Origin of the sequence: Cobetia sp. L2A1 (genome assembly GCF_009796845.1) — a bacterium.
GTDB lineage: Bacteria > Pseudomonadota > Gammaproteobacteria > Pseudomonadales > Halomonadaceae > Cobetia.
The window spans coordinates 84,398-107,680 of the sequence record NZ_CP047025.1; the positions used below are offsets into that span (position 1 = coordinate 84,398).

The 23,283-nt window shown below is 58.9% G+C and carries 23 protein-coding genes; 14 read left to right on the forward strand and 9 right to left on the reverse strand.

What is annotated here, in order from left to right; genetic code table 11:
- Positions 1 to 2: 2 nt before the first annotated feature.
- Both GQR90_RS00385 and GQR90_RS00390 read right to left on the reverse strand, forming a co-directional pair.
- Positions 3 to 533, reverse strand: a complete 531-nt coding sequence (locus tag GQR90_RS00385; RefSeq protein ID WP_158772423.1) for a hypothetical protein — start codon at positions 531 to 533, stop codon at positions 3 to 5.
- Positions 521 to 1,543 carry an alpha/beta hydrolase gene (locus GQR90_RS00390; RefSeq protein ID WP_158772424.1) on the reverse strand — a complete coding sequence of 341 codons (1,023 nt, stop codon included), beginning with the start codon at positions 1,541 to 1,543 and terminating at the stop codon, positions 521 to 523. The genes GQR90_RS00385 and GQR90_RS00390 overlap by 13 nt, the downstream gene beginning before the upstream one ends.
- A gap of 313 nt (positions 1,544 to 1,856) precedes the next feature.
- Between GQR90_RS00390 and GQR90_RS00395 the strand changes: the two genes are divergently transcribed.
- Positions 1,857 to 4,025 carry a malate synthase G gene (locus tag GQR90_RS00395; RefSeq protein WP_158772425.1) on the forward strand — a complete coding sequence of 723 codons (2,169 nt, stop codon included), beginning with the start codon at positions 1,857 to 1,859 and terminating at the stop codon, positions 4,023 to 4,025.
- 344 nt (positions 4,026 to 4,369) lie between these two features.
- Positions 4,370 to 4,786, forward strand: coding sequence for a PaaI family thioesterase (locus tag GQR90_RS00400; RefSeq protein ID WP_158772426.1), 417 nt, complete (start codon positions 4,370 to 4,372; stop codon positions 4,784 to 4,786).
- A gap of 29 nt (positions 4,787 to 4,815) precedes the next feature.
- Here GQR90_RS00400 and GQR90_RS00405 read toward each other — a convergent pair whose 3' ends face one another.
- Entirely contained in the window at positions 4,816 to 5,235 is a 420-nt protein-coding gene (locus tag GQR90_RS00405) for a DUF423 domain-containing protein (protein ID WP_158772427.1), read from the reverse strand.
- Positions 5,236 to 5,351: 116 nt separating this feature from the next.
- Between GQR90_RS00405 and thiS the strand changes: the two genes are divergently transcribed.
- From thiS to GQR90_RS00425, 4 genes are all read left to right on the forward strand, one after another.
- Entirely contained in the window at positions 5,352 to 5,552 is a 201-nt protein-coding gene (gene thiS, locus GQR90_RS00410; protein WP_158772428.1) for a sulfur carrier protein ThiS, read from the forward strand.
- A 105-nt stretch (positions 5,553 to 5,657) separates the two neighbouring features.
- Complete coding sequence (locus GQR90_RS00415; RefSeq protein ID WP_158775196.1) at positions 5,658 to 6,455, forward strand: thiazole synthase; 798 nt, start codon at positions 5,658 to 5,660, stop codon at positions 6,453 to 6,455.
- Positions 6,456 to 6,529: 74 nt separating this feature from the next.
- Positions 6,530 to 7,327, forward strand: coding sequence for a tRNA (guanosine(46)-N7)-methyltransferase TrmB (gene trmB / locus GQR90_RS00420; protein WP_158772429.1), 798 nt, complete (start codon positions 6,530 to 6,532; stop codon positions 7,325 to 7,327).
- 148 nt (positions 7,328 to 7,475) lie between these two features.
- A complete protein-coding gene (locus tag GQR90_RS00425; RefSeq protein WP_158772430.1) occupies positions 7,476 to 8,393 on the forward strand; it encodes a putative RNA methyltransferase in 918 nt (305 codons plus the stop codon).
- A gap of 211 nt (positions 8,394 to 8,604) precedes the next feature.
- On the opposite strand, the gene GQR90_RS00430 is transcribed toward GQR90_RS00425, so the two are convergent.
- On the reverse strand, positions 8,605 to 9,534 hold the full coding sequence (locus GQR90_RS00430) for an AEC family transporter (RefSeq protein ID WP_158772431.1): 930 nt from the start codon (positions 9,532 to 9,534) through the stop codon (positions 8,605 to 8,607).
- A gap of 196 nt (positions 9,535 to 9,730) precedes the next feature.
- On the opposite strand from GQR90_RS00430, the gene GQR90_RS00435 reads away from it, so the two are divergent.
- Positions 9,731 to 10,327 (forward strand): hypothetical protein, encoded by a 597-nt coding sequence (locus tag GQR90_RS00435; RefSeq protein WP_199269451.1) that lies wholly within the window; start codon positions 9,731 to 9,733, stop codon positions 10,325 to 10,327.
- Positions 10,328 to 10,396: 69 nt separating this feature from the next.
- Positions 10,397 to 11,059, forward strand: a complete 663-nt coding sequence (locus GQR90_RS00440) for an SCO family protein (protein WP_158772432.1) — start codon at positions 10,397 to 10,399, stop codon at positions 11,057 to 11,059.
- A 475-nt stretch (positions 11,060 to 11,534) separates the two neighbouring features.
- On the opposite strand, the gene GQR90_RS00445 is transcribed toward GQR90_RS00440, so the two are convergent.
- The gene (locus GQR90_RS00445; protein WP_158772433.1) at positions 11,535 to 12,242 is read right to left on the reverse strand and encodes an FKBP-type peptidyl-prolyl cis-trans isomerase; all 708 of its coding nucleotides are present in this window, start codon (positions 12,240 to 12,242) and stop codon (positions 11,535 to 11,537) included.
- A 100-nt stretch (positions 12,243 to 12,342) separates the two neighbouring features.
- The gene (locus GQR90_RS00450) at positions 12,343 to 12,987 is read right to left on the reverse strand and encodes a TIGR02444 family protein (RefSeq protein WP_158772434.1); all 645 of its coding nucleotides are present in this window, start codon (positions 12,985 to 12,987) and stop codon (positions 12,343 to 12,345) included.
- Between the two features lie 147 nt (positions 12,988 to 13,134).
- On the opposite strand from GQR90_RS00450, the gene GQR90_RS00455 reads away from it, so the two are divergent.
- Both GQR90_RS00455 and GQR90_RS00460 read left to right on the forward strand, forming a co-directional pair.
- Positions 13,135 to 15,069 (forward strand): ATP-binding cassette domain-containing protein, encoded by a 1,935-nt coding sequence (locus GQR90_RS00455; RefSeq protein ID WP_158772435.1) that lies wholly within the window; start codon positions 13,135 to 13,137, stop codon positions 15,067 to 15,069.
- Positions 15,070 to 15,072: 3 nt separating this feature from the next.
- A complete protein-coding gene (locus tag GQR90_RS00460) occupies positions 15,073 to 15,849 on the forward strand; it encodes a pseudouridine synthase (protein ID WP_158772436.1) in 777 nt (258 codons plus the stop codon).
- Positions 15,850 to 15,931: 82 nt separating this feature from the next.
- Here GQR90_RS00460 and GQR90_RS00465 read toward each other — a convergent pair whose 3' ends face one another.
- Positions 15,932 to 17,152, reverse strand: a complete 1,221-nt coding sequence (locus GQR90_RS00465) for a patatin-like phospholipase family protein (RefSeq protein WP_158772437.1) — start codon at positions 17,150 to 17,152, stop codon at positions 15,932 to 15,934.
- A gap of 200 nt (positions 17,153 to 17,352) precedes the next feature.
- Positions 17,353 to 17,802, reverse strand: a complete 450-nt coding sequence (locus GQR90_RS00470; RefSeq protein WP_158772438.1) for a YqaA family protein — start codon at positions 17,800 to 17,802, stop codon at positions 17,353 to 17,355.
- 126 nt (positions 17,803 to 17,928) lie between these two features.
- Here GQR90_RS00470 and thiD point away from each other — a divergent pair, with 126 nt between their 5' ends.
- Both thiD and GQR90_RS00480 read left to right on the forward strand, forming a co-directional pair.
- A complete protein-coding gene (gene thiD / locus GQR90_RS00475) occupies positions 17,929 to 18,729 on the forward strand; it encodes a bifunctional hydroxymethylpyrimidine kinase/phosphomethylpyrimidine kinase (protein WP_158772439.1) in 801 nt (266 codons plus the stop codon).
- Between the two features lie 88 nt (positions 18,730 to 18,817).
- On the forward strand, positions 18,818 to 19,435 hold the full coding sequence (locus tag GQR90_RS00480) for a chalcone isomerase family protein (protein WP_158772440.1): 618 nt from the start codon (positions 18,818 to 18,820) through the stop codon (positions 19,433 to 19,435).
- Between the two features lie 173 nt (positions 19,436 to 19,608).
- Here GQR90_RS00480 and GQR90_RS00485 read toward each other — a convergent pair whose 3' ends face one another.
- The gene (locus GQR90_RS00485) at positions 19,609 to 20,697 is read right to left on the reverse strand and encodes a TRAP transporter substrate-binding protein (RefSeq protein ID WP_233266362.1); all 1,089 of its coding nucleotides are present in this window, start codon (positions 20,695 to 20,697) and stop codon (positions 19,609 to 19,611) included.
- Positions 20,698 to 21,121: 424 nt separating this feature from the next.
- Here GQR90_RS00485 and GQR90_RS00490 point away from each other — a divergent pair, with 424 nt between their 5' ends.
- Positions 21,122 to 21,766 (forward strand): TRAP transporter small permease, encoded by a 645-nt coding sequence (locus GQR90_RS00490; protein ID WP_158772441.1) that lies wholly within the window; start codon positions 21,122 to 21,124, stop codon positions 21,764 to 21,766.
- A 125-nt stretch (positions 21,767 to 21,891) separates the two neighbouring features.
- Entirely contained in the window at positions 21,892 to 23,166 is a 1,275-nt protein-coding gene (locus GQR90_RS00495; protein WP_158772442.1) for a TRAP transporter large permease, read from the forward strand.
- The last annotated feature ends 117 nt before the right edge of the window (positions 23,167 to 23,283 follow it).

Below are 23,283 nucleotides of genomic sequence, written 5' to 3' on the forward strand. Positions count from 1 at the left end.
AATCAGGGTGCTGTCCGAGTACTTGCCAGTGCCTCTAGTGCGGCCTGATCGAAGGCACCATTCAGCGTCAACGTACGTATCTCGTTACGCTCGACACCGGTACTGCGCACGAGTGTCAATGTCAGTTGATAAGACTGGAGTGTGCGGTCTGACAGCTTCAGCGGGATGCCACTGGCTTCAAGAAGTGTCTCGAGACGCCATTGATGACTGGCGATACCCGAGTGGTCATTGTTCCAGTTAAGCACCTGAGGGCCGTCCTGTAGCGAGAGTAGGGCGCGGGTTAAAGCCTCGTTCAGCGCACCGGGCTGTGTGTCGAGCATGGCATCTACCTTGGGCGGTGCCAGCAGCAACACCTGTTGCGCCAGCGGCGGTGACCATGGCTGCTCGGCAATCAGACGTGCGGCACTCTGGCCGAGACCATAGATCGGATCGCGTTCGGCACGCGGTACCTGATCCAGTCCCATGCAGCCGGTCAGCAGCCCAAGCAACACGCCCGTGGTCAGTAGATACTCCCAGCGCTTCAGGTGTTGCATGTCGCAGCTCCCGGATCATTGTTTCTCTTCGCGTCCTCCTCCGTGCTGGTTGCACGGGGTGCCAGCGCATCAAGGAAGGTATCCAGTTCGGTAAAGAGTACGGTGCGAATCGGCTCCGCCTCGTTGACCAGATGATGCTGGGCTTCGGGATGGCGATAAATACGCGCATTGGGAAATTTGCTGGCCAATACCCCAAGGTTCCACTGCCAGTCGACAGTTGTATCCTGCTCACCCTGCAGGATGAGCGTGGGTAGCTGGCAGGGCGGTAGCGCCTGTATGCGTGGAATCCACGCGCGCATTGCCGTTACCCATTTCACCGCCAGTCGATCAGCCTGGAGCGGATCATTGGTGCTGAGGAATTCGTAGAAGGCCGCGTCATTGGTATTCGCACGATACTTGCGTGGAATGGAGTCAATGAAGGGGCGCGCCATGCTGTGTAGCCAGCGTGACTGCGGCCAACCATAGGGACGCACCAATGGTGCGAGCAGCGCGATACCGCGCCACTGTGAGTCCATGCCGCGTGTCAGCGCATCGGTGGCCAGCACCGAACCGCCGGTACTCTGGCCGACCCCAAACCAGGGGCGGGGCGCCAGATCGCGCGCTTCCAGATATTGCTGGAAGACCTTCAGGCAGCCAACGTAGTCACCAAAATCGTCAATCGAAGCTGTCTCACCGGAAGACAGCCCGTGACCCGGTAGATCCCACAGTGCCACCTGCCACCCTTGCTGCAGGAGATGTGCCAGCAGATGGCGATAGAGTGCGAGGTGGTCAAAGTAGCCATGCACCACAAAAATGGTGCCGCGTGGCTTCGAGGGTGTCCACAGCTGGGCCCATAGCTGGAAGCCGCCTGCATCCAGATGTCCGGCATGGACAGTGATGTCTTCGTTGCGCAGTGCATCCAGGCCGTAATGGCTCAGGTAGCGCTCCAGTGGGCTGGACGTTTGGCCCGGCAGCATGTCAGGTAGGCGGATAAAAGGGCCGTGGTCGAGCAGTTCACTGAAATCGGGCATGGTCATCTCCATTATGTTGCCATGCTAGCGGCTGACGCGGCTTCGAGCTATAAAAAGAACAGTGTTTCTTCATGTATGGCACGCGCGTTGCTGAGCGACATCAGCCTCGGCAAACCCTCTGTCGATGAGCAATCCGGTTTCAGCCTCTTGTTCATTGGTCAAACCCGGCCTCTCGAAGGGCATGGCATCGGGTATGGTGAAGTGATCTGTAAACGCTCGACAGCTGATTCGTTGTACAGCTGGCTTATTTCACAGGTGACCGATTCCACGAATTTCACGTTTCCAGCTATTTGTTTCCAGGGAGAGCACACGCATGACCGATCGCATCCATATTGAACGCCTGGCCATTGACGCCGGCCTGCATCGCTTTATCGAGCAGGAAGCGCTACCGGGCACCGGTATTACGCCCGCGGCCTTCTGGACGGGCGTAGATGCCCTGCTGCATGAGTTGGCACCGCGCAATCGCGAATTGCTGGAAATTCGCGAGAATCTGCAAGGTGAGATTGACCGCTGGCACCGCGAGCACCCGGGTAAGGTAGATCTCACTGCTTATAAAGCCTTCCTGGAAGAGATCGGTTATCTACTGCCGGAGCCGAATACTGTCGAAGCCACCACGGCCAATGTCGACAGCGAGATCTGTCAGCAGGCGGGGCCGCAATTGGTCGTGCCGGTGATGAATGCCCGATACGCGCTGAATGCCGCCAATGCGCGCTGGGGATCGCTCTACGATGCGCTCTATGGCACGGATGCGATAAGCGATGACGACGGCGCCGAGCGCGGCAAGGACTACAATCCGGTGCGCGGTGCCAAGGTGGTGGCCTATGCACGTCAGGTGCTGGATACCATTGCGCCACTGGCGGGTGGCAGCCATCACGACAGTGAAGGTTACGCGATCCGCGATGGTCATCTGCTGGTACGCGTCGCAGGACGTGACCTCAGCCTCAAATCACCGGAACGTTTCCTCGGCTATCGTGGTGAAGAGTCCGCACCGGGCTCAATCATCTTTGCTCACAACGGCCTGCATGCAGAGCTGGTCATTGATGCCGAGCACGCGATCGGCAAGACCGATCCTGCCGGTGTGAGTGACCTGATCATGGAGGCTGCGCTCTCCACCATCATGGATTGCGAAGACTCGGTCGCCGCAGTGGACGCCGATGACAAGGTGGTGGTCTATCGCAACTGGCTAGGCCTGATGAAGGGGGATCTGACCGAGACCATCGAGAAGAACGGACGCTCGATGACGCGTCGCCTGAATGCAGACCGTGAATTTACCGGTGCCGATGGCAAGCCGCGTGTGCTGCACGGTCGCTCGTTGATGCTCATCCGTAACGTGGGCCATCTGATGACCAATCCGGCCATCCTGCTCGACGACGGTAGCGAAGCACCTGAAGGCATCATGGATGCCATCTTTACAAGTCTGATCGCCATCCATGATATTCAGGGCGAGGGGAAGCGCGGCAACTCGCGCACTGGCTCCGTCTATATCGTCAAGCCCAAGATGCATGGCCCTGAGGAAGTCGCTTTCGCCGATGAGTTGTTCTCACGTGTTGAGACATTGCTCGGACTGCCGAACGCGACGATCAAGATGGGCATCATGGACGAAGAGCGTCGTACTACCGTCAACCTCAAGAGCTGTATCGCGGCGGCCAGTTCACGCGTGGCCTTCATCAATACCGGGTTCCTGGACCGCACCGGTGACGAGATTCACACGTCGATGGAAGCAGGGCCGATGCTGCGCAAGGGCGATATGAAAGGCTCGGCGTGGATTCAGGCCTACGAGAAGTGGAACGTGGATGTCGGCCTGGAATGTGGCCTGCGTGGCCGTGCGCAGATCGGCAAGGGCATGTGGGCCATGCCAGATCTGATGGCCGCGATGCTAGAGCAGAAGATTGGCCATCCGCGTGCTGGCGCCAACACGGCGTGGGTGCCGTCGCCGACTGCGGCCGTCTTGCATGCACTGCACTACCATCAGGTCTCGGTGAAGGACGTGCAGCACGATCTGATCAGCCGTCCGCGTGCCAGCCTCGATGACTTACTGACGATTCCGCTGGAGCCCAACCCTCAGTGGAGTGCCGAGGAGATTCAGGCCGAGTTGGATAACAATGCTCAGGGGATTCTCGGCTATGTAGTGCGCTGGATTGACCACGGGACAGGTTGCTCCAAAGTGCCGGATATTCATGATGTCGGCCTGATGGAAGATCGCGCCACACTACGTATTTCCAGTCAGCACATTGCCAACTGGCTGCATCACGGCATTGTCGATACAGCACTGGTGCAGGACACGCTAGCGCGTATGGCCGGTGTGGTTGATCGCCAGAACGCGGATGATGCCAGCTACCGGCCGATGACGGATGACCTCGAGGGCTCGGTTGCCTTCCAGGCTGCCAGCGAGCTGGTCTTCAAGGGCCGCGTTCAGCCGAGTGGTTACACCGAGCCGGTCCTGCATCGTCGCCGTCTCGAGAAAAAGCAACAGGTGCGCTGACGTAGCTGATGCTGCAGCCACCGCGATGGCTGCTGCATCTCTCTGACGTTCATTTTTGAAGTTTGGCGCTAGATGCTATCCCCAGGGATCAGGGATGGTACTGACACGAACGGCGACTCTTGGGTCGCCGTTCGTGTGTCGGGCACTTGCCCGTTGAAACCGTTCTGAGCAGGTCAGAGCGACGCCAGAGAAGAAGCAATCACAAGTCCGCGTGGTGCTTTTTTGCGCGGCGAATATTTCAGAATCTCGCATTTGGCGCTAGCCTTGGCGGCACTATCCTCCGTCATGCACGCTGACAACGGCGTCACCATGCCGGCTATCGCAATTCTGTCGAGGAGTACTCCATGCCCGTCATGCACGCTGCTGCGATCGAGGACTTTCTCGATGATGTCTTCCCCCAGCGAATGGGCACCATCGAGGCCGTCGGTGAGGGGTGGGCGACCATGGGGCTGGCCATCGAGGATGAGCATCTTCGCCCCGGTGGCAGCATCTCCGGCCCTGCGATGATGGCGCTGGCGGACGTATGCCTCTACGTCGCGATTTTAGGCGAAATAGGCCCGGAACCGATGGCTGTCACCAGCGATCTCAACATCCACTTTCTGCGCCGTGCGCGAGGGGATCGCGATTTGATGGCGACCGCCCGTATTCGCAAGCTGGGACGGCGCCTGGCCGTCGGCGAGGTCGAGCTGTTCAGTCATGGTGATACGGACCCCGTCGCTATCGTGACTGCGACCTATGCGTTACCCGAGCGTGATGACTAGGCGATGTGGGCGGATGAATACTGGGCTGCCTAGAGTTTGTTGTGCGTCTTTTCCTCGCTACCGCGCTGTCGCCAGCCGGTAATGGCGAGGCTCAGCCAACCCGCCAGCAATAGCAGGCCGCCGATAGGCGTGATGATGCCCAGTTGGGTGCGCGAGGTTGTCGCCAGCGCATATAGCGAGCCGGAAAACAGCAGCATTCCGGCCGCCCAGAGGCCCAGAGTCAGCATCTGGCCACGCAGTGGCTGTACCGAGCGCCACGCCAGTACGCCAACTGCCGCCAACACGTGCCACATCTGGTAGCGCACACCGGTCTCGAAGACGCGCAGCATGTCGGGGCTGATAGTGCCGCGCAGGCCGTGACTGGCAAAGGCGCCCAGGGCCACGGTAGACATGCCGGCCAGGCCCATGGCCAGCCACCAGTGGCGAGAATGTGAGTCGTTGCGCTGCATGAGAGGTATTTCCTTCAATGAGAGATGGAGGTGGTCATCAGGCACCGTGCGCCAATGCTTACGCCTGGCGATGCAAAGCCGCTACAATAGCGGCCTCTTTTCGTGGGAGCGACAGCATGCAGATACAGCTCAACGGTGAAGCTCACGTGGTAGCAGAGACCACCACCATTGCAGCACTGGTCGAGAGCCTCGGTCTTGAGGGACGACGACTGGCAGTCGAGTGCAACGAAGACATCGTGCCACGTAGTGAGCACGCCGGCACTTGCCTGCAGGAAGGCGATTGCATCGAGATCGTGCATGCCATTGGTGGCGGCTGACCCTTCCTGTCCACCGGAACGACACCTTTTCACGTCCAGCCCAATGAGGTCATCATGACAGACAGTTCTGCCCAGACACCGCGTGACGCCACCCAGAATCAGGCCATGACTCAGGTGCCGGGGGATGCTCCAATGATTATCGCTGGTCGCGAATTTTCCTCGCGCCTGCTGGTCGGTACCGGCAAGTACAAGGACATGGATGAGACGCGTTCGGCCATCGAGACGTCTGGCGCGGAAATCGTCACCTTTGCCGTGCGTCGTACCAATCTGGGACAGAACAGCGATGAGCCGAACCTGCTCGACGTGCTGTCTCCCAGCCGTTACACCTTCCTGCCGAATACCGCAGGCTGCTTCAACGCACGTGACGCGGTACGCACCTGCAAGCTGGCCCGCGAACTCCTCGATGGCCACAATCTGGTCAAGCTGGAAGTGTTGGGCGACCAGGACACGCTGTATCCCAACGTCGTCGAGACGCTCAAGGCTGCCGAACAGCTGGTCGCCGATGGCTTCGACGTGATGGTGTATACCTCTGATGACCCCATCGTCGCTCGTCAACTCGAAGAGATCGGCTGCTGCGCCATCATGCCGCTGGGCTCGCTGATCGGCTCTGGCCTTGGCATCCTCAACCCGCACACCCTATCGCTGATCATCGAGCGCGCCAATGTGCCGGTGCTGGTCGATGCTGGTCTGGGGACGGCATCCGAAGCGGCCTTCGCGATGGAGCTGGGCTGTGATGGCGTGCTGATGAACAGTGCCATTGCTCACGCGCGCCATCCGCTGATGATGGCTGATGCGATGCGTCAGGCGGTCATCTCGGGTCGCGGCGCCTTCCTCGCCGGCCGTATGCCGACTCGCTTGACCGCTCGTGCTTCTTCACCGGGTGCTGGACTGATCACTGGCTGAAGCAATGACATCTCCGTTCCTGAATCCGAACCCGATGCTCCGGCATCGTTTCATGCAAAGACCAAGACGATCCCATGACTGACGAGACCACCAAGCCGCAGGACGCTACGTCCGACACCACTCATGCTGACACTGCGACTCAAGATGCCGCTGCGCAAGGCACGCCTTCCGTGGCCGATGAAGCCGTAGCCCGTAAGCGTGGTATCAAGAGTTACGTGATTCGCGGCGGCCGTATGACCCAGGCTCAGACGCGCGGTCTCGACGAGATATTCCCGCGTCTCGGCCTGCGTCACGAGCAAGGCGAACTGGATCTCGAGGCCCTCTTCGGCCGTCGTGCGCCGCTGGTCATCGAAGTTGGTTTCGGTATGGGCAAGTCGCTGTGCGAGCAGGCACAAGCCAATCCGGAGACGGACTTCATCGGTATCGAAGTTCATGCGCCGGGTGTCGGCAAGTTGCTGGATGAAGCAGATAAGCAAGGCCTGACCAACTTGCGTGTCTATCGTCACGATGCACTGGAAGTGCTGGCCGATTGTGTGCCGGCGGGTAGCGCAGATACCTTCCAGCTGTTCTTCCCTGATCCGTGGCCGAAGAAGAAGCACCACAAGCGTCGCATCGTTCAGCCGGCTTTCGTTGAGTTGGTGCGTCGTGTGCTCAAGCCGGAAGGTCACTTCCACATGGCCACCGACTGGGCCAACTACGCCGAAGCGATGGCAGAGGAAATGGCCGAGGCCCCGGGCTTTACCAACACGGCACCGGCAGAAAGCGCGCCCTATGTGCCGCGTCCTGACTTCCGCCCGCTGACCAAGTTCGAGCAGCGCGGTGAGCGTCTCGGCCATGGTGTCTGGGACCTGATCTTCGTCAAGCAGGACTGACGATCGCGCCTTGTGCGCAGTGGCAGTCGTCACCATGACGCTGCATCGCGGCCGCCTTCGGGTGGCCGCTTGCGTCTGAGGACTTGCTGCGTCCTTTTGCATTACCTGACCTTGCTCCTTCCTTTCCTCGTCCCGAGAGTTGCTGACCATGACGACGCCTATTGCCGATTCGGCTGATCTCCCGACCATGACACCGCTGACGGCACTGATCTGCCCGCTGGATGCCCAGCCACTGACGCGTGATGGCCAGAGCTGGTGTTGTGTCGACGGGCATCGTTTCGATATCGCCCGTCAGGGGCATGTCAACCTGTTGCCGGTGCAGCGCAAGCGCAGCCTTGATCCCGGTGACAGCAAGGCGATGGTCGTGGCGCGGCAGCGGCTGTTCGCTCTAGGCGGCTACCTGCCGCTGGCCGAAGCGTTGGCTCGTCGCGTGGTGGAAAGCGTGGACACACCACTGGGCGGTGCGTCCTTGGGAGTATTGGATGCCGGCTGTGGTGAAGGCTATTACTTGCGTCAACTCGCCCATGCGGCGGGGCAAGAAGGCATCATATTGGAAGCGGCAGGTCTGGATATCTCCAAGCATGCGGTGCTGGCAGCCGCCAGGCAGTCCCGTGATGCGGCCTGGCTGGTCGGTACCAATGCGGCACTGCCGCTGGAAGATGATTGCGTCGACGTCGTGATCTGCGCCTTCGGCTTTCCCGTCTGGCAGGAATTCGCCCGTGTGCTGAAGCCCGGTGGCCGCGTCGTGCTGCTGGAAGCGGGAGCTGAGCATCTGCTGGCACTGCGCAAGATTCTCTACCGTGAGCTGAAACCTGCGCGTGGCGAGGCGGGGTTGAGTGCTGCCGAGGCCGCTGGCTTTACGAGTGAGAGCGACGTCGAACATCTGTACGCAGGACTGTCGTTGGCCAGCAATGAGCAGATTCGGGATCTGCTGACCATGACACCACATCTCTATCGTGCAGAGCGCGAGGGTCTGGCGCGTGCCGAAGCACTGTCTGAGCTGGAGGTCGAATTGCACGCTGAGCTGCGGGTATTCACATCGGCTATTGCACAAGATAAAACTTAAATAGAAATTCTTCGCATTTGCCTTGCAAAAGCAAATGAGAATGATTATCTTGTCTGTGCGGTGTCCGGGCAGACATCGCAGGGCGAAAGCCCATCCGTAGTGGCGGAGTCAGGCCCCCGCTACGGTGTTTCTCCTCATCAAGCTAGTCACGGTCTTGGGCATCCTCATCTTGGGGATGCCCTTTTTCTTGTGCCCAGTTCAATGAATGGCGTCAGAGGGTCAGCCAGAAAGGCAGTGTCAGCATCGCCAGTAGCGTTTGGGCAGTGATCAGCGCGGCCATCAGCTCGGCATTGCCGCCCAGCTGGCGGGCGAGGATATAGGCGGACGTCGCGGTGGGCAGGGCGGCAAACAGGATGGCGACATCCCGCGCGATGCCCGTCAGTCCCACCAGCTGACATGACGCGACGACCAGAGCTGGCATTGCCATCAGCTTGAGCAGGCTTGCCAACCACGCCACGCTGCCGCTGGTAATCAACACGCGAGGGCGAAGGGCGACCCCCACTGCGACCAGTCCCAGTGGCAGCGCGGCTCGTCCCAGCAGACTGATGGCATCGCCACTCCAGCCAGGAAGGCCGATTCCGCTCAGATTGAGTGCGGTACCTGCCAGACACGCGAGCACCAGAGGGTTGCGAGTCAGCGCCTTGAGTGAGCGCAGCAGACCGCCTTCTCCCAGAGTGCCTGACCCGATGAAGGCCATCACGCACAGTAGATTGGCTGCAGGGACCATCAATGCCAGCGCGACGGCGGCGACCGTTGCACCAGCTGCGCCGTGCAGTGCGGCGGCACCGGCGACACCGACATAGCTGTTGAAGCGAATGCTGCCCTGAAACAGCGAGGTGAAGGAAGCTGCATCACCCAGGTGACGGTTCAGCCAGTTGGGTGCATGCCGCCAGCATAGCCATAGCACCACGGAGAATATCAGCATGGCGCCCAGCATCACGCTGGCTAGCGACATGACCGGTACGCTTGCCATGTCAGCACGTGCCAGCGTAGACACCAGCATGGCGGGGAACAGGATGTAGTAGATCATCCGCTCCATCTCATTCCAGAAGCCTTCACCCGGGAAGCGCCTCCAGCCCAGCAGAGCCCCGACAACAATCAAGAGGAAGAGGGGGCCGAGCGCCTGCTGTACACTTGCCATTCTGATTCCTCGTCTGGAGGTAGGATAAGACGTGCAGGATGCCAACCATCAGCCTGATAAGCTTGCCATGAGACACATATCGCCGCATTCATTCATGTGTCGTATTGGCATGTCGCCGTGTGCTCAGTGATGCCAGTACTCAGCGACGATCTCTTTTTCTCTTCCGGCCATGCGCCGGATTGTCATCGGAATTGCCATGTATCGCGCCGAAGAAGATAACGCCCGCCCGCCACTGCTCAATCTGCTGATTGTGGTGACGCTGATCACTATCGTGGTCTCGCTGTACTATCTGATCGACTACTACCTTGTACGTGACGGTAGTAATGGCAAGGTCACCTGGTTTGCGCCCAATCAATCCTGTGAGTTAAGCCATTCCCCCTGCCGTGCTGAGCTTGGCCGTTTTGGGCGAGTGACGCTCTCGCTTGAGGGTGATATCAGCCCGCTGACACCGTTGGGTATTCATGTCGTGACCGAAGGCGTGGCGCCAGAAGCAGTGGAGGTTGATTTCATCGGGCGCCATATGGACATGGGTCTCAAGCGCAGCATGTTGACGAGCACTGATGCTCAGGGTGCTGAGCGCCAGCAATGGCTCGGAGAAGGGCAACTGGGATTCTGCAGCAGTGCGACCATGGCATGGCGGGCGCAGGTGATTGTCACGACTGAGCGTGGACGCCTCGGTAGTTGGTTTGATTTTGACAGCCATCCACAGACGTCTACCGCGGAGCACCTCGAAAGCTCGGTGAGTCAGCTATTTCGCAGTGACGGGCGCTCTGCCAGTGAGCGCAGTGACTAATGACGCTGAATCCTGGCGTTTGAGTGTCCGATATCCAGGTATCAGGGGTGTGTCATTCGGGAGTAAGGCATGCACGACGAGAGAACGCTGACCAAGACTTGGTTGATACTGGGCATCATCGGTATCGCGGCACTGGTGGGAGCGGGCGTGGCCTGGCAGCAGGCGCAGCGTGATCTTGCGCCGGTCGCTGGCATGCAGGCATGGGCAAGCCTCGGTGGTCCTATCCACCTGACGTCGAGCGAGGGTGACTTCCGTCTGTCAGAGGTCAGCATGGGGCAAGCAGCCACGGTGGCAGAAGCCACGCCCGTCGTCGCACTTTACTTCGGTTATACCCAGTGCCCGGATGTCTGTCCGATGACGCTGGCGGCCTTGCGTCAGGTGATGGCAGAGCTACCTCCTGCCACTGCTGCCCGTGTTGTGCCAGTGATGATCTCGCTGGACCCTGAGCGCGACACTCCTGCGCGCCTTGCAGAGTACACGGGGCATTTCGGGCCGCGCTTCATCGGCGTCACCGGCAGCGATGAATCACTGGCTGAGATCGCCCGTCGTTACGGTGTCAGCTATCGACGTGTCGAGGCACCGGATTCAGCGCTGGGTTACACCATTGATCACGGTGCCGCACTTTATCTCGTCTCAAGCGAGGGTCGAATCTACGACCGTATTCCGTTTTCTCCCGGGGCCGCAGGTATTCGGGCTGGCTTGACACGCGTATTGAACGAGACCCACGAGTAGCTGATCTATGAGGCGTTGTCAGTCACCGTGTGAGGCGTATGATTCTCACCAGAATTCGATGGCAAATACACATTGTCCACAAGTTGGCAAGGGTCGGTTGGAAATTTTGTGGATAATCATGCAGTGTCGAATCTGCAACGCAGCTGTCGAAATAGTGAATTTATTATATTCTTTTAAAACAGTAAGTTACGATAGTCAATGCGATAAGTGAAAGTCAGTGATCACTTTGCAGCCAAGCGGCATCACTGCCGCATTGGCGTTTATACCCCTTGATTATCAACCTGTGGTCAATAGCTTTCCCACAGATTTATCCACAGGCTGGCTGGGCAGTTTTTGCCACACTACTGTGCAAGTATTCATCGGATATTAGCGAGTGTTGATGTGAAGTGTTGGTGAGGGTGTCCCCCAAACAAGAAGAGCCGCCCCAAGGGCGGCTCTTCTGTTACCGAGATTAGACATGACTGTCTGATCGGTCTTACTTGCTGGCTTCAGCCTTGGTCACGTCTAGCAGCTCAACCTTGAAGGAGAGTGTCTCGTTCGGGCCGATCGGGCCGCCAGTACCGGCTTTGCCGTAGGCGAGGTCTGCCGGGATGTAGAGCATCCAGGTATCGCCGACGCTCATTTCCTGCAGTGCTTCCTGCCAGCCCTTGATGACCTGGTTGACCTTGAAGCTGACCGGCTCACCGCGCTGATAGGAGCTGTCGAAGACTGTGCCGTCCAGCAGCTTGCCTTCGTAATTCACCTTGACGGTATCTTCCGCGGCCGGAGAGTCACCCTCACCGGATTTCAATACCTTGTACTGCAGTCCGGAATCCAGCGTTTTCACGCCGTCTTTCTTGGCGTTATCCGCCAGGAACTTGTCGCCAGCAGCCTTGTTGTCCGTGGCTTCCTGCTCGGCCACCTTCTTCTGCTCTTCCATCTTCTTCTGTTGGAACTTGGAGAGCGCATCAGCAATTTCCTGATCGCTCATCTTCATGTCGCCTTTCGCGTAGACATCACGCACAGCCTGAGTGAAGGCATCCAGATCCAGGTCGGTGATGTCCTGGGAGAGGCTCTTGCCCAGAGTTGCACCGATGCCATAGCTGAGCTGTGCCTGCTCGTTCGCGAGACTCTTGTCTGCGGCAAAGCTGAACGGGGTGACCAGGAGGGCGCCGAGCGCGACGGCACTAACCAGCTGTTTCATGAAAACTCCTTCAGGATGAGATGGGCCAGAGACGGGCCCGAAAAGCACGATGGGCACCAGGATGATATGGCCATCCTCGTGCCCTAGTGTTACTCCGACTCTAACAGCCGCGCACAAGTTCCGCATCTGCCTTGATGGCAGGCACGTGCGTCAATGCAAGTAGACGTAAAGCGCGCGCCGTTGGCAGATCACCCTCGTTGAGGTGTGTTTGACCGCTCAATAATGCCAGTGAGTGCTGAAAGGCCAGCAGTGGATCTTCGAGGCTGGCAAAGGGTGTGCGCAGACTGGAACGCTGCGTCACGTTCTGCAAGACAGGGCTCAAGGCCTCCAGTTGGGCGAGTGCTTCCTGCTCAGCTGAGAGCTCGCAGGCTTTAAGCTGTTGATAAAGGCGTTCGAGACGCTGAGTGGCGGCAGAGTCGATAGCCGCATCCGCACTGACAAGTTCCTGCTTGAGCTGCTGGCGACGCTCGCGCAGCATGCCGGTCATCCAGCTCTGCCAATCACGTACGCCCTCCAGCATGCGGGTAGGGGAGGCGGTCAGTACTACGCCATGTGCTGCTAACCAGTGGATCCACAGTAGCTCGCAGACATCGAGTCCAGCCTCGTCTTGCAGTAACAGGCAGGCACTCATCACGTCGCAGGGTGATGCCACGCGACTGGAATGAGTGGTTGGCAGGTCCGGAGGGGCCGGCTGTGCGTAGAGGGACAGCGCGTAGTCCCACAATCCGGTAGAATGTGCGCCCATCAAGTCGGTCCTCTCTTTTCGGTATATGTCTGTGTAGATAAAACCCTGTCAGGGGTAGCGCTCGTTGTCTGGCGCAGCTTCCAAGAGGTGTCTCACAGGGCATGACAGGAAGGGTGCCGACGTCCCTTATTCTTGATCGAGGTTGTCATGATTGCACTGCGCCAGCTCGCCCTGCAACGCGGCGGAGCACCGCTGATCGACGAAGCAGACCTGACGCTGCATGCCGGCCACAAGGCGGGCATCGTGGGCCCCAACGGTGCCGGCAAGTCGAGCCTGTTTGGCCTGATTCTCGGCGAGCTGATCCCGGACAGTGGCACGGTGTCACTGGCGGGCGGCGTGCGTGTAGCGCACATGGCGCAGGAAATCGAGGCACTGGATCGACCGATCGTCGATTACGTCATCGATGGTGATTATGCGCTACGTGAGACAGAACGTGCGCTGGCAGCCGCAGAAGAAAAGGAGGAGCACCAGCGTCAGGCAGAGCTGCATGCTCATTTCGATACGCTCGATGGCTATACCGCTCGCGCTCGCGCTGAGCAATTGCTGGTCGGCCTTGGTTTCACTCAGGCACAGCTGACCCAGCCGCTGGCGGCCTTCTCCGGTGGCTGGCGGATGCGGGCCAATCTGGCGCGGACACTCTTCACGCCGTCAGATCTTCTGCTGCTGGATGAGCCCACCAACCACCTGGATCTCGATGCGCTGTTGTGGCTTGAGCAGTGGCTCGCTCGCTATCCTGGTGCGTTGCTGCTGATCTCGCACGATCGTGACTTTCTCGATGCGGTGTGTGATCACATCATTCACTTTGATCGTCGCAAGCTGGTCGTCTACAAGGGCAACTACAGCCGCTTCGAGCGCACGCGTTCCGAGCGACTGGTGCGAGAGCAGGTTGAGCACGAGAAGACCATGGCGCGCCGCGCCGAGATCGAAGACTTCGTGCGGCGTTTCAAGGCCAAGGCCACCAAGGCACGTCAGGCCCAGAGCCGCATGAAGATGCTGGAACGCATGGAAGAGACGGCCGCGGTCAAGGCCGATTCGCCATTCCACTTCACCATTCCGTGCGCCGACAAGATTTCACATCCGTTGCTAGGACTGGACCGCGCAGTGATCGGTTATCCCGATCAGCCACCGCAGCTTTCCGGTGTGCGCTTCTCGTTACTGCCAGGCCAGCGGATTGGTCTGCTTGGCCCCAACGGTGCCGGCAAGTCGACGCTGATCAAGGCGCTGACCGGTGAGCTTGATCTGGTAGAGGGGCAGCGCACTGCGGGTGAGCATCTTGCGATTGGCTACTTTGCCCAGCATCAGGTGGATGGACTTGATCTGTCCTCGACGCCGTTCAATCACATACTGCGCCTATCGCCGACGGCGGGTGAGCTGGAAGTGCGTACCTTCCTTGGCAGCTTCGGCTTCCACGGCGATGAAGTGTACGCCCTGGTGGGGTCGTTCTCCGGTGGTGAGAAGGCACGCCTGGCGCTGTCGTTGATTGCATGGCAGAAGCCCAATCTGCTGCTGCTCGATGAGCCGACCAACCATCTGGACCTCGACATGCGCGAGGCACTGACCGATGCGCTGGCAACTTTCGAGGGCACCGTGATTCTCGTTTCGCACGATCGTCACCTGCTGCGTGCTTGTGTCGATGAATTCTGGTGCATTGCTGATGGCCGCGTGACGCCCTTTGATGGTGATCTCGACGACTATCGCGCCTGGCTCAAGGCACGTGCCGAAGGCGAGCGCCGTGAAGCGCGCGCCCAGAAGGATGCTGATGCAGGCGCCGATAGCACGCGCACGCCAGACCGCAAGGAAGCCCGTCGTCTGGCAGCCGAACTGCGCGAGAAACTGCGTCCGCTCAAGAAGGTCAGCGACAAGGCTGAGGAAAGGATGAGCAAGGCGCAAGGTGAGCTGGATGCCGTCGAAGAAGCGCTGGGGGATGCCACGTTGTATGAGGCTGATCGCAAGACTGAATTGACGAAGCTGTTGGCTAGCCAGGGGGAGATCAAGAGTCGTCTCGATGATGCCGAAGCCGAATGGTTTGAGGCACAGGAAGCGCTTGAAGAGATGGAAGCTCAACTCAAGGCAGCGGACTGATCGATGCGGCTGGATCGCTGGCTGACGCGTCAGCCGCAGCTGAACCGTCGCCTCGCCTTGCAGGCGCTGGCGGCAGGGCAGGTGCAGGTTAACGGGCAGACGATACGTGACCCACTGCATGACGTGGGGCCCTTCGATGCGCTTCATCTGTCAGCGAGCGACTCTGCGTTGAGCGCTTGCTTGCAGGTCGCGCGCCGTCCGCGTCATGTGCTGCTCAACAAGCCTGCCGGCATCGTCACTGCATGCCATGACCCCGAGCATCCCACTGTCATTGACGTACTGCGTGCCTCACTCAAGGCGCGCGGCGAAGACGATGACTGGCTGGCAGAGATTCATCATGTCGGTCGGTTGGATCGCGCGACGACTGGCGCGCTATTGCTGACCAACGATGGCGATGTGTCATCACGTATCAGTGATGCCGGCCTCGAGGGCCCCGCCAAGGGGTATCGCATGGCCTTGGCGCAGCCGTTGTCACACACTGAGCAAATCAGTGCCATCGCGTGTGTGGCGGAAGGCGTATTGCTGGAGCATGATCCGCGGCCTACCCTGCCGGCGACTTTGGCGTTTCTGGCACCAGCCGAGGCACGACTGACGCTGCACGAGGGCCGCCATCATCACGTCAAGCGACTGTGGCGAACACTAGGCAATCGTGTGGTGTGGCTGCATCGTGAATCGGTCGCGGGGCTGACACTCGAGGGACTGGCCATCGGTGAGTGGCGCGAGCTGACGGCAGAGGAATGCCTACGTCTTGGGGCGGCGCAGAGTCCAAGTGGAGACTGAGTTATCCACACCCCGTGGCAAGCAAAAGGGGGTGTGGATAGTCTGGGCAGGTCGGCCGCGACGAACGGGAATCCCTCGGCGATTAGCGCCCGACGGCCTGAGCCGGCTGATCGTCGTCGCTCTCGCCGACGACATGGCTGGCTTCTTGCGTCGACAGGCTGACCAGCTCACCCTCGGCATTACGGGTGAAGTTACGTACGACTACGCCAATGTTGTACGGTAACGGCGCAAACTGACTGCAGCGACTGAGCACTTCATGCATATCGGCATAGCCGCTGCCTCTGCGCGCATCGATGGTCGCACGTGAGAAATCGATGTCCTTGAGCGAGGTTTCGCCGGGCCGCGCTGCCGCCAGCAAGCGCACCACATTGATGGAGGGCTTGTGGGTCATGGAGAGAATTTCCTGAATCTCCGGCAACTGACGCAGGCTTTCCGGTAGATGATTCGCCAGATTCTCGATGCCCATGCGCAGCGTCTGATTCTCTTCCAGCAGGTTCAGGTGCTCACCGGCGCGGCTGGAGTACTGAATATCCTTCTCTCTCAGCTGAGCTTCCTGAAGAGTCTCAGGCACCTTGCCATCGGAGCTCCACAGGTCGATGACGTAGCAGTTGACCACTGTCTCTCCATGTGGGTGCTCAGCCAGTACCCAACTGACAGGCGTATTGGAGTAGAGGCCGCCGTCCCAATAGGCCTCGCCATCGATCCAGACCGGCGGGAAGGAGGGTGGTAGTGCGCCACTGGCGAGAATATGGCGATGGTCCAGCGCTTCATGCGATGAATCGAAATAACGCAGGGCACCACTGCCGATGTTGACCGCACCTACCGACAGACGCACGTTCTCAGGATGGCGGGCATCGAGACGCTCGAAGTCCACCAATCGATTGAGCGTATCGCCCAGTGGCTCTGTGTCGTAAAGGCTGGGAGGCTCGCCGAAGAAGCTCTGCCACAAGGGCACTGTCCACAGTGGGCGTGGGCGGAAGAATCCCGGAATGCCGAATACCATCGCCGAGGTGCGCGCAACGCTGCGCTCCCAGGGGTGGAAGGCCGCGCCCATGCTGGTGGCGGGTTGGGCAATGCCGTACCAGAATTTTTCCAGCGCGAGCAAGCGCTCGCCATCCGGATTACCGGCGATCAGTGCACCATTGATGGCGCCGACGGACGTGCCAACGACCCAGTCAGGCTGAATGCCGGCCTCGGTGAGCGCCTCGAATACGCCTATCTGATATGCCCCCAATGCCCCGCCGCCCTGGAGTACCAGAATATTGAGTGCGTCGGCACAGAAGTCGCAGGATGTATCACGCATGAAACCTTCTCCTCTCCGGCAGCGCCGCTAGTCCCGGTAGGGTATTGCCTTCGCGGATGCCTCTTTCACGTAGCATCTTGGCGGTGACGATAGGGATATATCGTCATTTATTGTGCGCTGCAGCATGTGGTTGTCAGCATAGCACGGCTAACGCGAATGTCGCGGTGTTGATAGAGGTCGCTTGGGTCTGCCAGCCAGTGTTAGCCACACCAGCCGCTCAGCCATTGGTCGGCTGCTAGCAGCAGCAGGGCATAGCGCGCGCCCTTGGCGATCACGATCAATACCACGCTCTTCCACCATGCAAGTCGGAAGACTCCCGCCAGCACGGTCAGCGGATCGCCGATGATGGGGGCCCAGCTGATCAGCAAACTCCAGGCACCGAAGCGTCGATACCAGAGCGTGCCGCGTGCCAATGCTCGACGCGATACCGGAAACCAGCGCTTCGTCCGCAGGCGCCGTGCACCGCGCCCCATTGCGACGTTGATCAGGCTGCCGAGAGTATTGCCCAGCGTGGCTGCAGCCCACAGGAGCCATGGTGTGTGTCCTTGGTACCAGAGGCCGGCCAGTGCTGCTTCTGATCCGCCGGGCAGCAAGGTGGCACTGGCGAGCGCGATCAATGCCAGTGACAGTAGCGATGTGACTTCATCCATCTGTGACTTCATCCATCTGTGAGTCTTCCACTGGTCACGGCATGAGAGCGATCATGGTGGCTTTCTTCCCCGTCCAGCTCGGGTATGCTGGTCGCATGTCCATGCCATTTTCCGGGAGCTTCTTGCATGCTTATTCCGTGCGTCCTGACGATTGCGGGTTCTGACCCTTCGGGAGGAGCTGGTATTCAGGCCGACCTCAAGACATTCTCTGCACTGGGCGCTTACGGGGCCAGTGTGATCACTGCGCTCACCGCTCAGAATACCTGTGGTGTACGCAGTGTAGAGGCCGTATCGCGCGAGTTCATTGCCGCGCAGCTGGATGCCGTACTCGATGACCTTGATATCCGAGCCGTCAAGATTGGCATGATTGCAGACCCGCTGGTCGCGGAAATGCTGGCGGATCGTCTGCTCCAGCGTCGGCCACCCTGGATCGTGCTAGACCCGGTTCTGGTCGCCAAGAGCGGCGATGCATTGGTCAATGACGCGGCTATCAACGCCGTGGCCAAATATCTGGTACCGCTTGCAGACATCATTACGCCTAATCTGCACGAGGCTGCGGTACTGTTGGGAGAGCGTCGTCTGATTGGCCGCAGTGACATGCCAGTGGCCGCACGTGAGTTGCGCGCGAGAGGCGCGAAGGCGGTATTGATCAAGGGTGGGGCGCTTGAGGGACAGGCATGTGATGACCTGCTGGTCAGCGATGCGGGGGAGCAGTGGCTGTGCGCGCCGCGTATTGAGACCGATAACCTGCATGGCACCGGTTGCTCAATGTCCTCCGCCATTACGACGCGTCTGGCTCAGGGGCGATCGTTGCCACAGGCCGTGGAAGAAGCGCGTGAATGGCTATTGGGCGCTTTGCGCGCATCGGATCAACTCAGCGTAGGCAAGGGTCGCGGCCCTGTGCATCACTTCCATGCGCTGTGGTGATAGGTAACTCACCGCCGCGGTATCAAAACGACGCGGTGTGATGTGGTTGATGTTTCCTATCCTGTTGCTTCATTGACGAGTGAAAACCATGCCTTCATCACTGTTCCGCTTGCCTCTGCTTCGCGTGCTGCCGCCTCGACTGCGAGTGGCTAGTCTGATGATTTGTCTGACGGCTGCCATGAGTCCGCAGGTAGTGGCTGCCGAGATCAAGGGCGTCAGCTTTGCTGATCAGATAGCCGCGCCCGGTGGTCAGTCAATGACGCTGATCGGTACTGGGCTCTTCACCTACATGGTGTGGGATGCCTATGTGGGCGCCTACTATCAGGATGCCCGGCGTCCGCGCCCGGCGCCCTTGAATGATGTCTCGCGGCGTTTGGTGCTGGAGTATTTTCACGCCATTGATGCTGAAGACTTTGCCAAGGCGACTACCAAGGGCGTGCGCAGGAATCTATCGACAAGTGACTTTACGGCTGTCGAGGCGGCGTTGAAGAGTTTCAATGCTGCCTATCGCAACGTGGTGCCGGGCGATCGCTATGCGCTGCAGTGGCAGGCTGCCGGAGGTGGAAGAGGGACATTGACGCTGGCGCTCAATGATACGGTCATCTTCACGAGTGACTCATTGTTACTGGCCAATGGCCTGTTTGGCATCTGGCTGGGGGACGCCCCTGCGCAGGACGACTTCCGCGCTCAGTTGCTGGGACAATAGTTGCGAGGGCAATTGTTGCTAGGGCAATTGTTGCTAGGGCAATTGTTGCTTGGCCTGAGTCGCGCAAAAGACATCGCGTAAAAACACCATGAAAAACGCCCCGCTCGGATCTCCGAGCGGGGCGTTCTTTTTGCCGCATCAGGCATGGCTGTTGCCATGCCTGAGAGTACGGCTTACTTGCCTTCAGCGGTCTTGATATCAGCCTGCAAGGTATCGAGAATCTTGCTGCCGCGTTCCCCTGCTTGCTCGCGGAAGACCTTCCAGCCTTTTTCGCCTGCCGGACGGAAGGCATCACGCTGCTTGTCGGTCAGCGTTATGACCTTGATATCGCTGTCTTTCTTGATCTTCTCGAGGCGCTCCGCGTTGTACTGCTCCTGCTTTTCGAAGATGTAGGGGCGCATCTCGTCGGTCACCTTGTCCAGAATCTGACGCTGGTCGTCATCCAATCCTGAATAGAAATCGTTGGAGGCCACCAGGGTCGTGATGAACTGCGCCTGTTTCGCCTGAATCATGTAGTCCTGAACCTCGTAGAAGCTCATTTCCTCAATGGCGAATACGGGATTGACCTGACCATCGATCTGGCCCAGCTGCAAGCCGGAATAGACTTCTGAATACGGTAGCGGTGTCGGGTTGGCACCGTAGCCGCGATAGGTCTCAACCAGGATCGGTGAGGTCATGGTACGAATCTTGAAACCTTCCATGTCGGCTGGCTTCTCGATGTCACGGTTGCCCGTCCAAACCATCCAGCCTTCCGGAATCACGCCCAGCAGCTGTAGATTCTGCTCGGTATAGGCGTCCGACAGCATGTCGATGGCCTTGGAGCTGCCCAGCACCTTCTCGTTGACGGCATTATCGTCAGAGAACAGGAAGTGCAGCGTAAAGACGCCGGCCTCCGGAATCACCGAGGCCAGATGGCCAGGCGAGGCGAAAGTCAGCTGGATGGCATCGCTCTGCACCAGCTCAGTGAGCTGGGAAGAGGTGCCCAGAGCGCCATAGGGATAGATCTCGACATCGATATCTCCGTCTGAAGCCTTCTCGATACGCTCTTTGAACTCCTGGGCATAGGCGTCCTGCACGCTACCGGAAACCTCTTCCAGCGCAAAACGCCAAGTATCCGCTTGGACGCCAGCAGAGACGAAGGCTGATACGCCGAGACTGGAGGCTAGTGCTATTCCCTTGATCAGGGCGGAAAGGCGAACAGGTACCTGTGATGGGGTCGTCTCGCGGTGTTGTTCGGGTGACGGGGTCCACTGCATGGTCATCTTGTTCTCCTGGTCTGTTTTTCCATCAGCATCGGGTGGCTTGACTGCTCACCCGCTGTCCAGCTTGCATCGTTTAGATAATATTGCCATCCTTAATATAATAAAAAAATTACCAAATCGGATGACGTGATTAGAAATTATTATGAATGATGGAGCCATTGGTATGGCTGTCTGATGCTAATGGCTTACCGTTGCGTGCTGGGCACGCTTGAGATGTCGATCACGCTCCTGGTGTCATGCAAGCAATGGTCTCTAATAACGTTAGAGCATGTTTTCCAAAAACGGAAATAATGGTGCCCTTTTGTATGCATCCAACGAATAACGCTAACGATGCGTTTATTTTTAGTGAAATCAGCCGGATTGTCGCCTTTTCGACGATGGATGGCCCAATCAACAGTAAGCCAAGCCGACAGGAAGTCACTCCATGAGTCAGTCTCCATCCGATTCTCGCACTGCTGCAGACGGTCAAGGCGCGCCGTCCGACCCACTGGCTCATTTGCCAGCATCACTGCGGAGTGTGGCGGGACTATTTGAGCGCAGTGATCGCGGCCTGGCGCATGTCGAGCGCTGGTTGATCGTACTGTGCGTGTTCGGCATGGCCACGGCCAGCATCGCCAATGTCATCGGGCGCAATGTGTTCAATCACAGCCTGCCCTTCACTGAGGAGTTGATGCAGATTCTGCAGCTATGGCTGACCTTTCTGGGGATCAGCTACGGTGCGCGTGCTGGTCGCCATATTCGCGTGACGGCGCTGTTGGACTTTGCGCCGCCTTGGCTGCGCAAGACGCTACTGATTCTGGGGCAGGTGATTACCTGCGCACTGCTGGCGTACCTGTCATGGCTAGCGGTCGAGTATCTCCAAAGTCTGGCGAAATCGGGCCGCGTTACCCCCTCGCTGCGTTGGTCGCTGGCGATTCTCTATGCGGTGGTGCCTGTCGGGTTGGCGCTCGGTGCGCTCCAGTACTTGATGGCGATCATGCGTAACCTGCTTGCCAGTGGATCCTGGCTGTCCTGGCAGACCTCAGAAATCGATGATAACGATGAGCCCGATGGTAGCGGTGCCTTGTAAGGCACCTTCGCCAGACATGTCTGTCATTTTCGTTCTCAGACATGCCAGCGAGGCTTTTAGCACCTTGTCATTTAGCGAACACTTTTAAAAACAAAGACGTAACTGATCTAAGGACGGAACTGCCCATGTGGATCCTGCTTGTAATGGTAGGGCTGTTGCTACTTGGGGTGCCCATGATGGTGCCGCTGAGTGTAGGTACTTTCTTTTTGCTGTTCACCGACTTCCCCTTCCTCAAGCCTGAACTGGTAATCCAGCAGATGATCGGCGGTTTGCAGCCGGTAGTACTGACGGCCGTGCCGATGTTCATCCTGGCAGCCGATATCATGCTCAAGGGTTCAACGGCACAGCGTTTGCTGGATGTGGTTGAGCGCTTCGTGGGTCATTGGCGTGGCGGACTGCCGGTCACGACCGCACTGGGCTGTACGCTATTTGGTGCCGTGTCCGGCTCTACCCAGGCAACAGTAGTGGCGATGGGACGGCCACTGCGCCCTCGCCTGCTGGAGGCCGGCTACAGTGACAAGTTCACCATTGCGCTGATCATCAATGCCTCGGATATCGCGCTGCTGATTCCGCCTTCCATCGGGATGATCATCTACGGTGTCGCGACCGGCACCTCGGTGGGTGACCTGTTCATCGCCGGTATTGGCCCCGGGCTGATGATTCTGGTGCTGTTCTCTCTTTACTGCATGTGGAAGTCATGGAAGCTGGGTATCGAGCCTCAGCCCAAGGCAGACTGGTCTGCGCGCATCAAGGCGCTCAAACGCGCCAGCCTGCCCGCCGGTTTTCCCGTCATCATCATCGGGGGTATCTATTCAGGGATGTTTTCACCTACGGAGGCAGCGACGGTGTCGGTGATCTACGCACTGATTCTGGAAATGCTGATCTATCGTGGCGTGACGTTGAAAGACCTGCCCAGCGTGGCCTTCTCGACTGGTTTGATCACGGCGGTAGTGTTCATCCTCGTCGCAGCGGGTGCCGGCTTCTCGTGGATGATTTCGTTCGCCAAGATCCCGGATGCCATCCTCGGCGGCTATATCCCTTATCTGTCGGAGCATGCGTTGGCGCTGTTGGCAGTCATCGCCGTCGCGTATTTCGTGGGCTGCATGTTCGTTGATCCCATCGTGGTGATTCTGATTCTGGCACCCGTGTTTGCGCCGGCAGTGGATGCAGCGGGGCTTGATCCGGTACTGGTGGGTACGCTGGTGACGCTGCAGGCGGCAATTGGCTCGGCAACGCCTCCCTTCGGCTGCGATATCTTCACGGCGGTGGCGGTGTTCCGAAAACCCTACATGGACGTCATTCGTGGCACGCCGCCGTTTATCGCATTACTGCTACTGGCCACCGTGTTGCTGATGCTGTTCCCGCAGATTGCGCTGTTCTTGCCGAGTCTCGCCAACTGACGAATATCGTCTCTGGTATGTGCCATTCAGGCTGGTATGTGCCATTCAGGCTGGTATGCCTGTCGTTCAGGATTGCTGTTACCGCAATAAAAAACACCCCACCGGCGTCGGCCGATG

Bases quoted from the DNA above. Each gene is read 5' to 3' on its own strand.
- GQR90_RS00385 (WP_158772423.1), bottom strand. From the start codon at position 533: ATGCAACACCTGAAGCGCTGGGAGTATCTACTGACCACGGGCGTGTTG.
- GQR90_RS00390 (WP_158772424.1), bottom strand. From the start codon at position 1,543: ATGCCCGATTTCAGTGAACTGCTCGACCACGGCCCTTTTATCCGCCTA.
- GQR90_RS00395 (WP_158772425.1), top strand. From the start codon at position 1,857: ATGACCGATCGCATCCATATTGAACGCCTGGCCATTGACGCCGGCCTG.
- GQR90_RS00400 (WP_158772426.1), top strand. From the start codon at position 4,370: ATGCCCGTCATGCACGCTGCTGCGATCGAGGACTTTCTCGATGATGTC.
- GQR90_RS00405 (WP_158772427.1), bottom strand. From the start codon at position 5,235: ATGCAGCGCAACGACTCACATTCTCGCCACTGGTGGCTGGCCATGGGC.
- thiS (WP_158772428.1), top strand. From the start codon at position 5,352: ATGCAGATACAGCTCAACGGTGAAGCTCACGTGGTAGCAGAGACCACC.
- GQR90_RS00415 (WP_158775196.1), top strand. From the start codon at position 5,658: ATGACTCAGGTGCCGGGGGATGCTCCAATGATTATCGCTGGTCGCGAA.
- trmB (WP_158772429.1), top strand. From the start codon at position 6,530: ATGACTGACGAGACCACCAAGCCGCAGGACGCTACGTCCGACACCACT.
- GQR90_RS00425 (WP_158772430.1), top strand. From the start codon at position 7,476: ATGACGACGCCTATTGCCGATTCGGCTGATCTCCCGACCATGACACCG.
- GQR90_RS00430 (WP_158772431.1), bottom strand. From the start codon at position 9,534: ATGGCAAGTGTACAGCAGGCGCTCGGCCCCCTCTTCCTCTTGATTGTT.
- GQR90_RS00435 (WP_199269451.1), top strand. From the start codon at position 9,731: ATGTATCGCGCCGAAGAAGATAACGCCCGCCCGCCACTGCTCAATCTG.
- GQR90_RS00440 (WP_158772432.1), top strand. From the start codon at position 10,397: ATGCACGACGAGAGAACGCTGACCAAGACTTGGTTGATACTGGGCATC.
- GQR90_RS00445 (WP_158772433.1), bottom strand. From the start codon at position 12,242: ATGAAACAGCTGGTTAGTGCCGTCGCGCTCGGCGCCCTCCTGGTCACC.
- GQR90_RS00450 (WP_158772434.1), bottom strand. From the start codon at position 12,987: ATGGGCGCACATTCTACCGGATTGTGGGACTACGCGCTGTCCCTCTAC.
- GQR90_RS00455 (WP_158772435.1), top strand. From the start codon at position 13,135: ATGATTGCACTGCGCCAGCTCGCCCTGCAACGCGGCGGAGCACCGCTG.
- GQR90_RS00460 (WP_158772436.1), top strand. From the start codon at position 15,073: ATGCGGCTGGATCGCTGGCTGACGCGTCAGCCGCAGCTGAACCGTCGC.
- GQR90_RS00465 (WP_158772437.1), bottom strand. From the start codon at position 17,152: ATGCGTGATACATCCTGCGACTTCTGTGCCGACGCACTCAATATTCTG.
- GQR90_RS00470 (WP_158772438.1), bottom strand. From the start codon at position 17,802: ATGGATGAAGTCACATCGCTACTGTCACTGGCATTGATCGCGCTCGCC.
- thiD (WP_158772439.1), top strand. From the start codon at position 17,929: ATGCTTATTCCGTGCGTCCTGACGATTGCGGGTTCTGACCCTTCGGGA.
- GQR90_RS00480 (WP_158772440.1), top strand. From the start codon at position 18,818: ATGCCTTCATCACTGTTCCGCTTGCCTCTGCTTCGCGTGCTGCCGCCT.
- GQR90_RS00485 (WP_233266362.1), bottom strand. From the start codon at position 20,697: ATGACCATGCAGTGGACCCCGTCACCCGAACAACACCGCGAGACGACC.
- GQR90_RS00490 (WP_158772441.1), top strand. From the start codon at position 21,122: ATGAGTCAGTCTCCATCCGATTCTCGCACTGCTGCAGACGGTCAAGGC.
- GQR90_RS00495 (WP_158772442.1), top strand. From the start codon at position 21,892: ATGTGGATCCTGCTTGTAATGGTAGGGCTGTTGCTACTTGGGGTGCCC.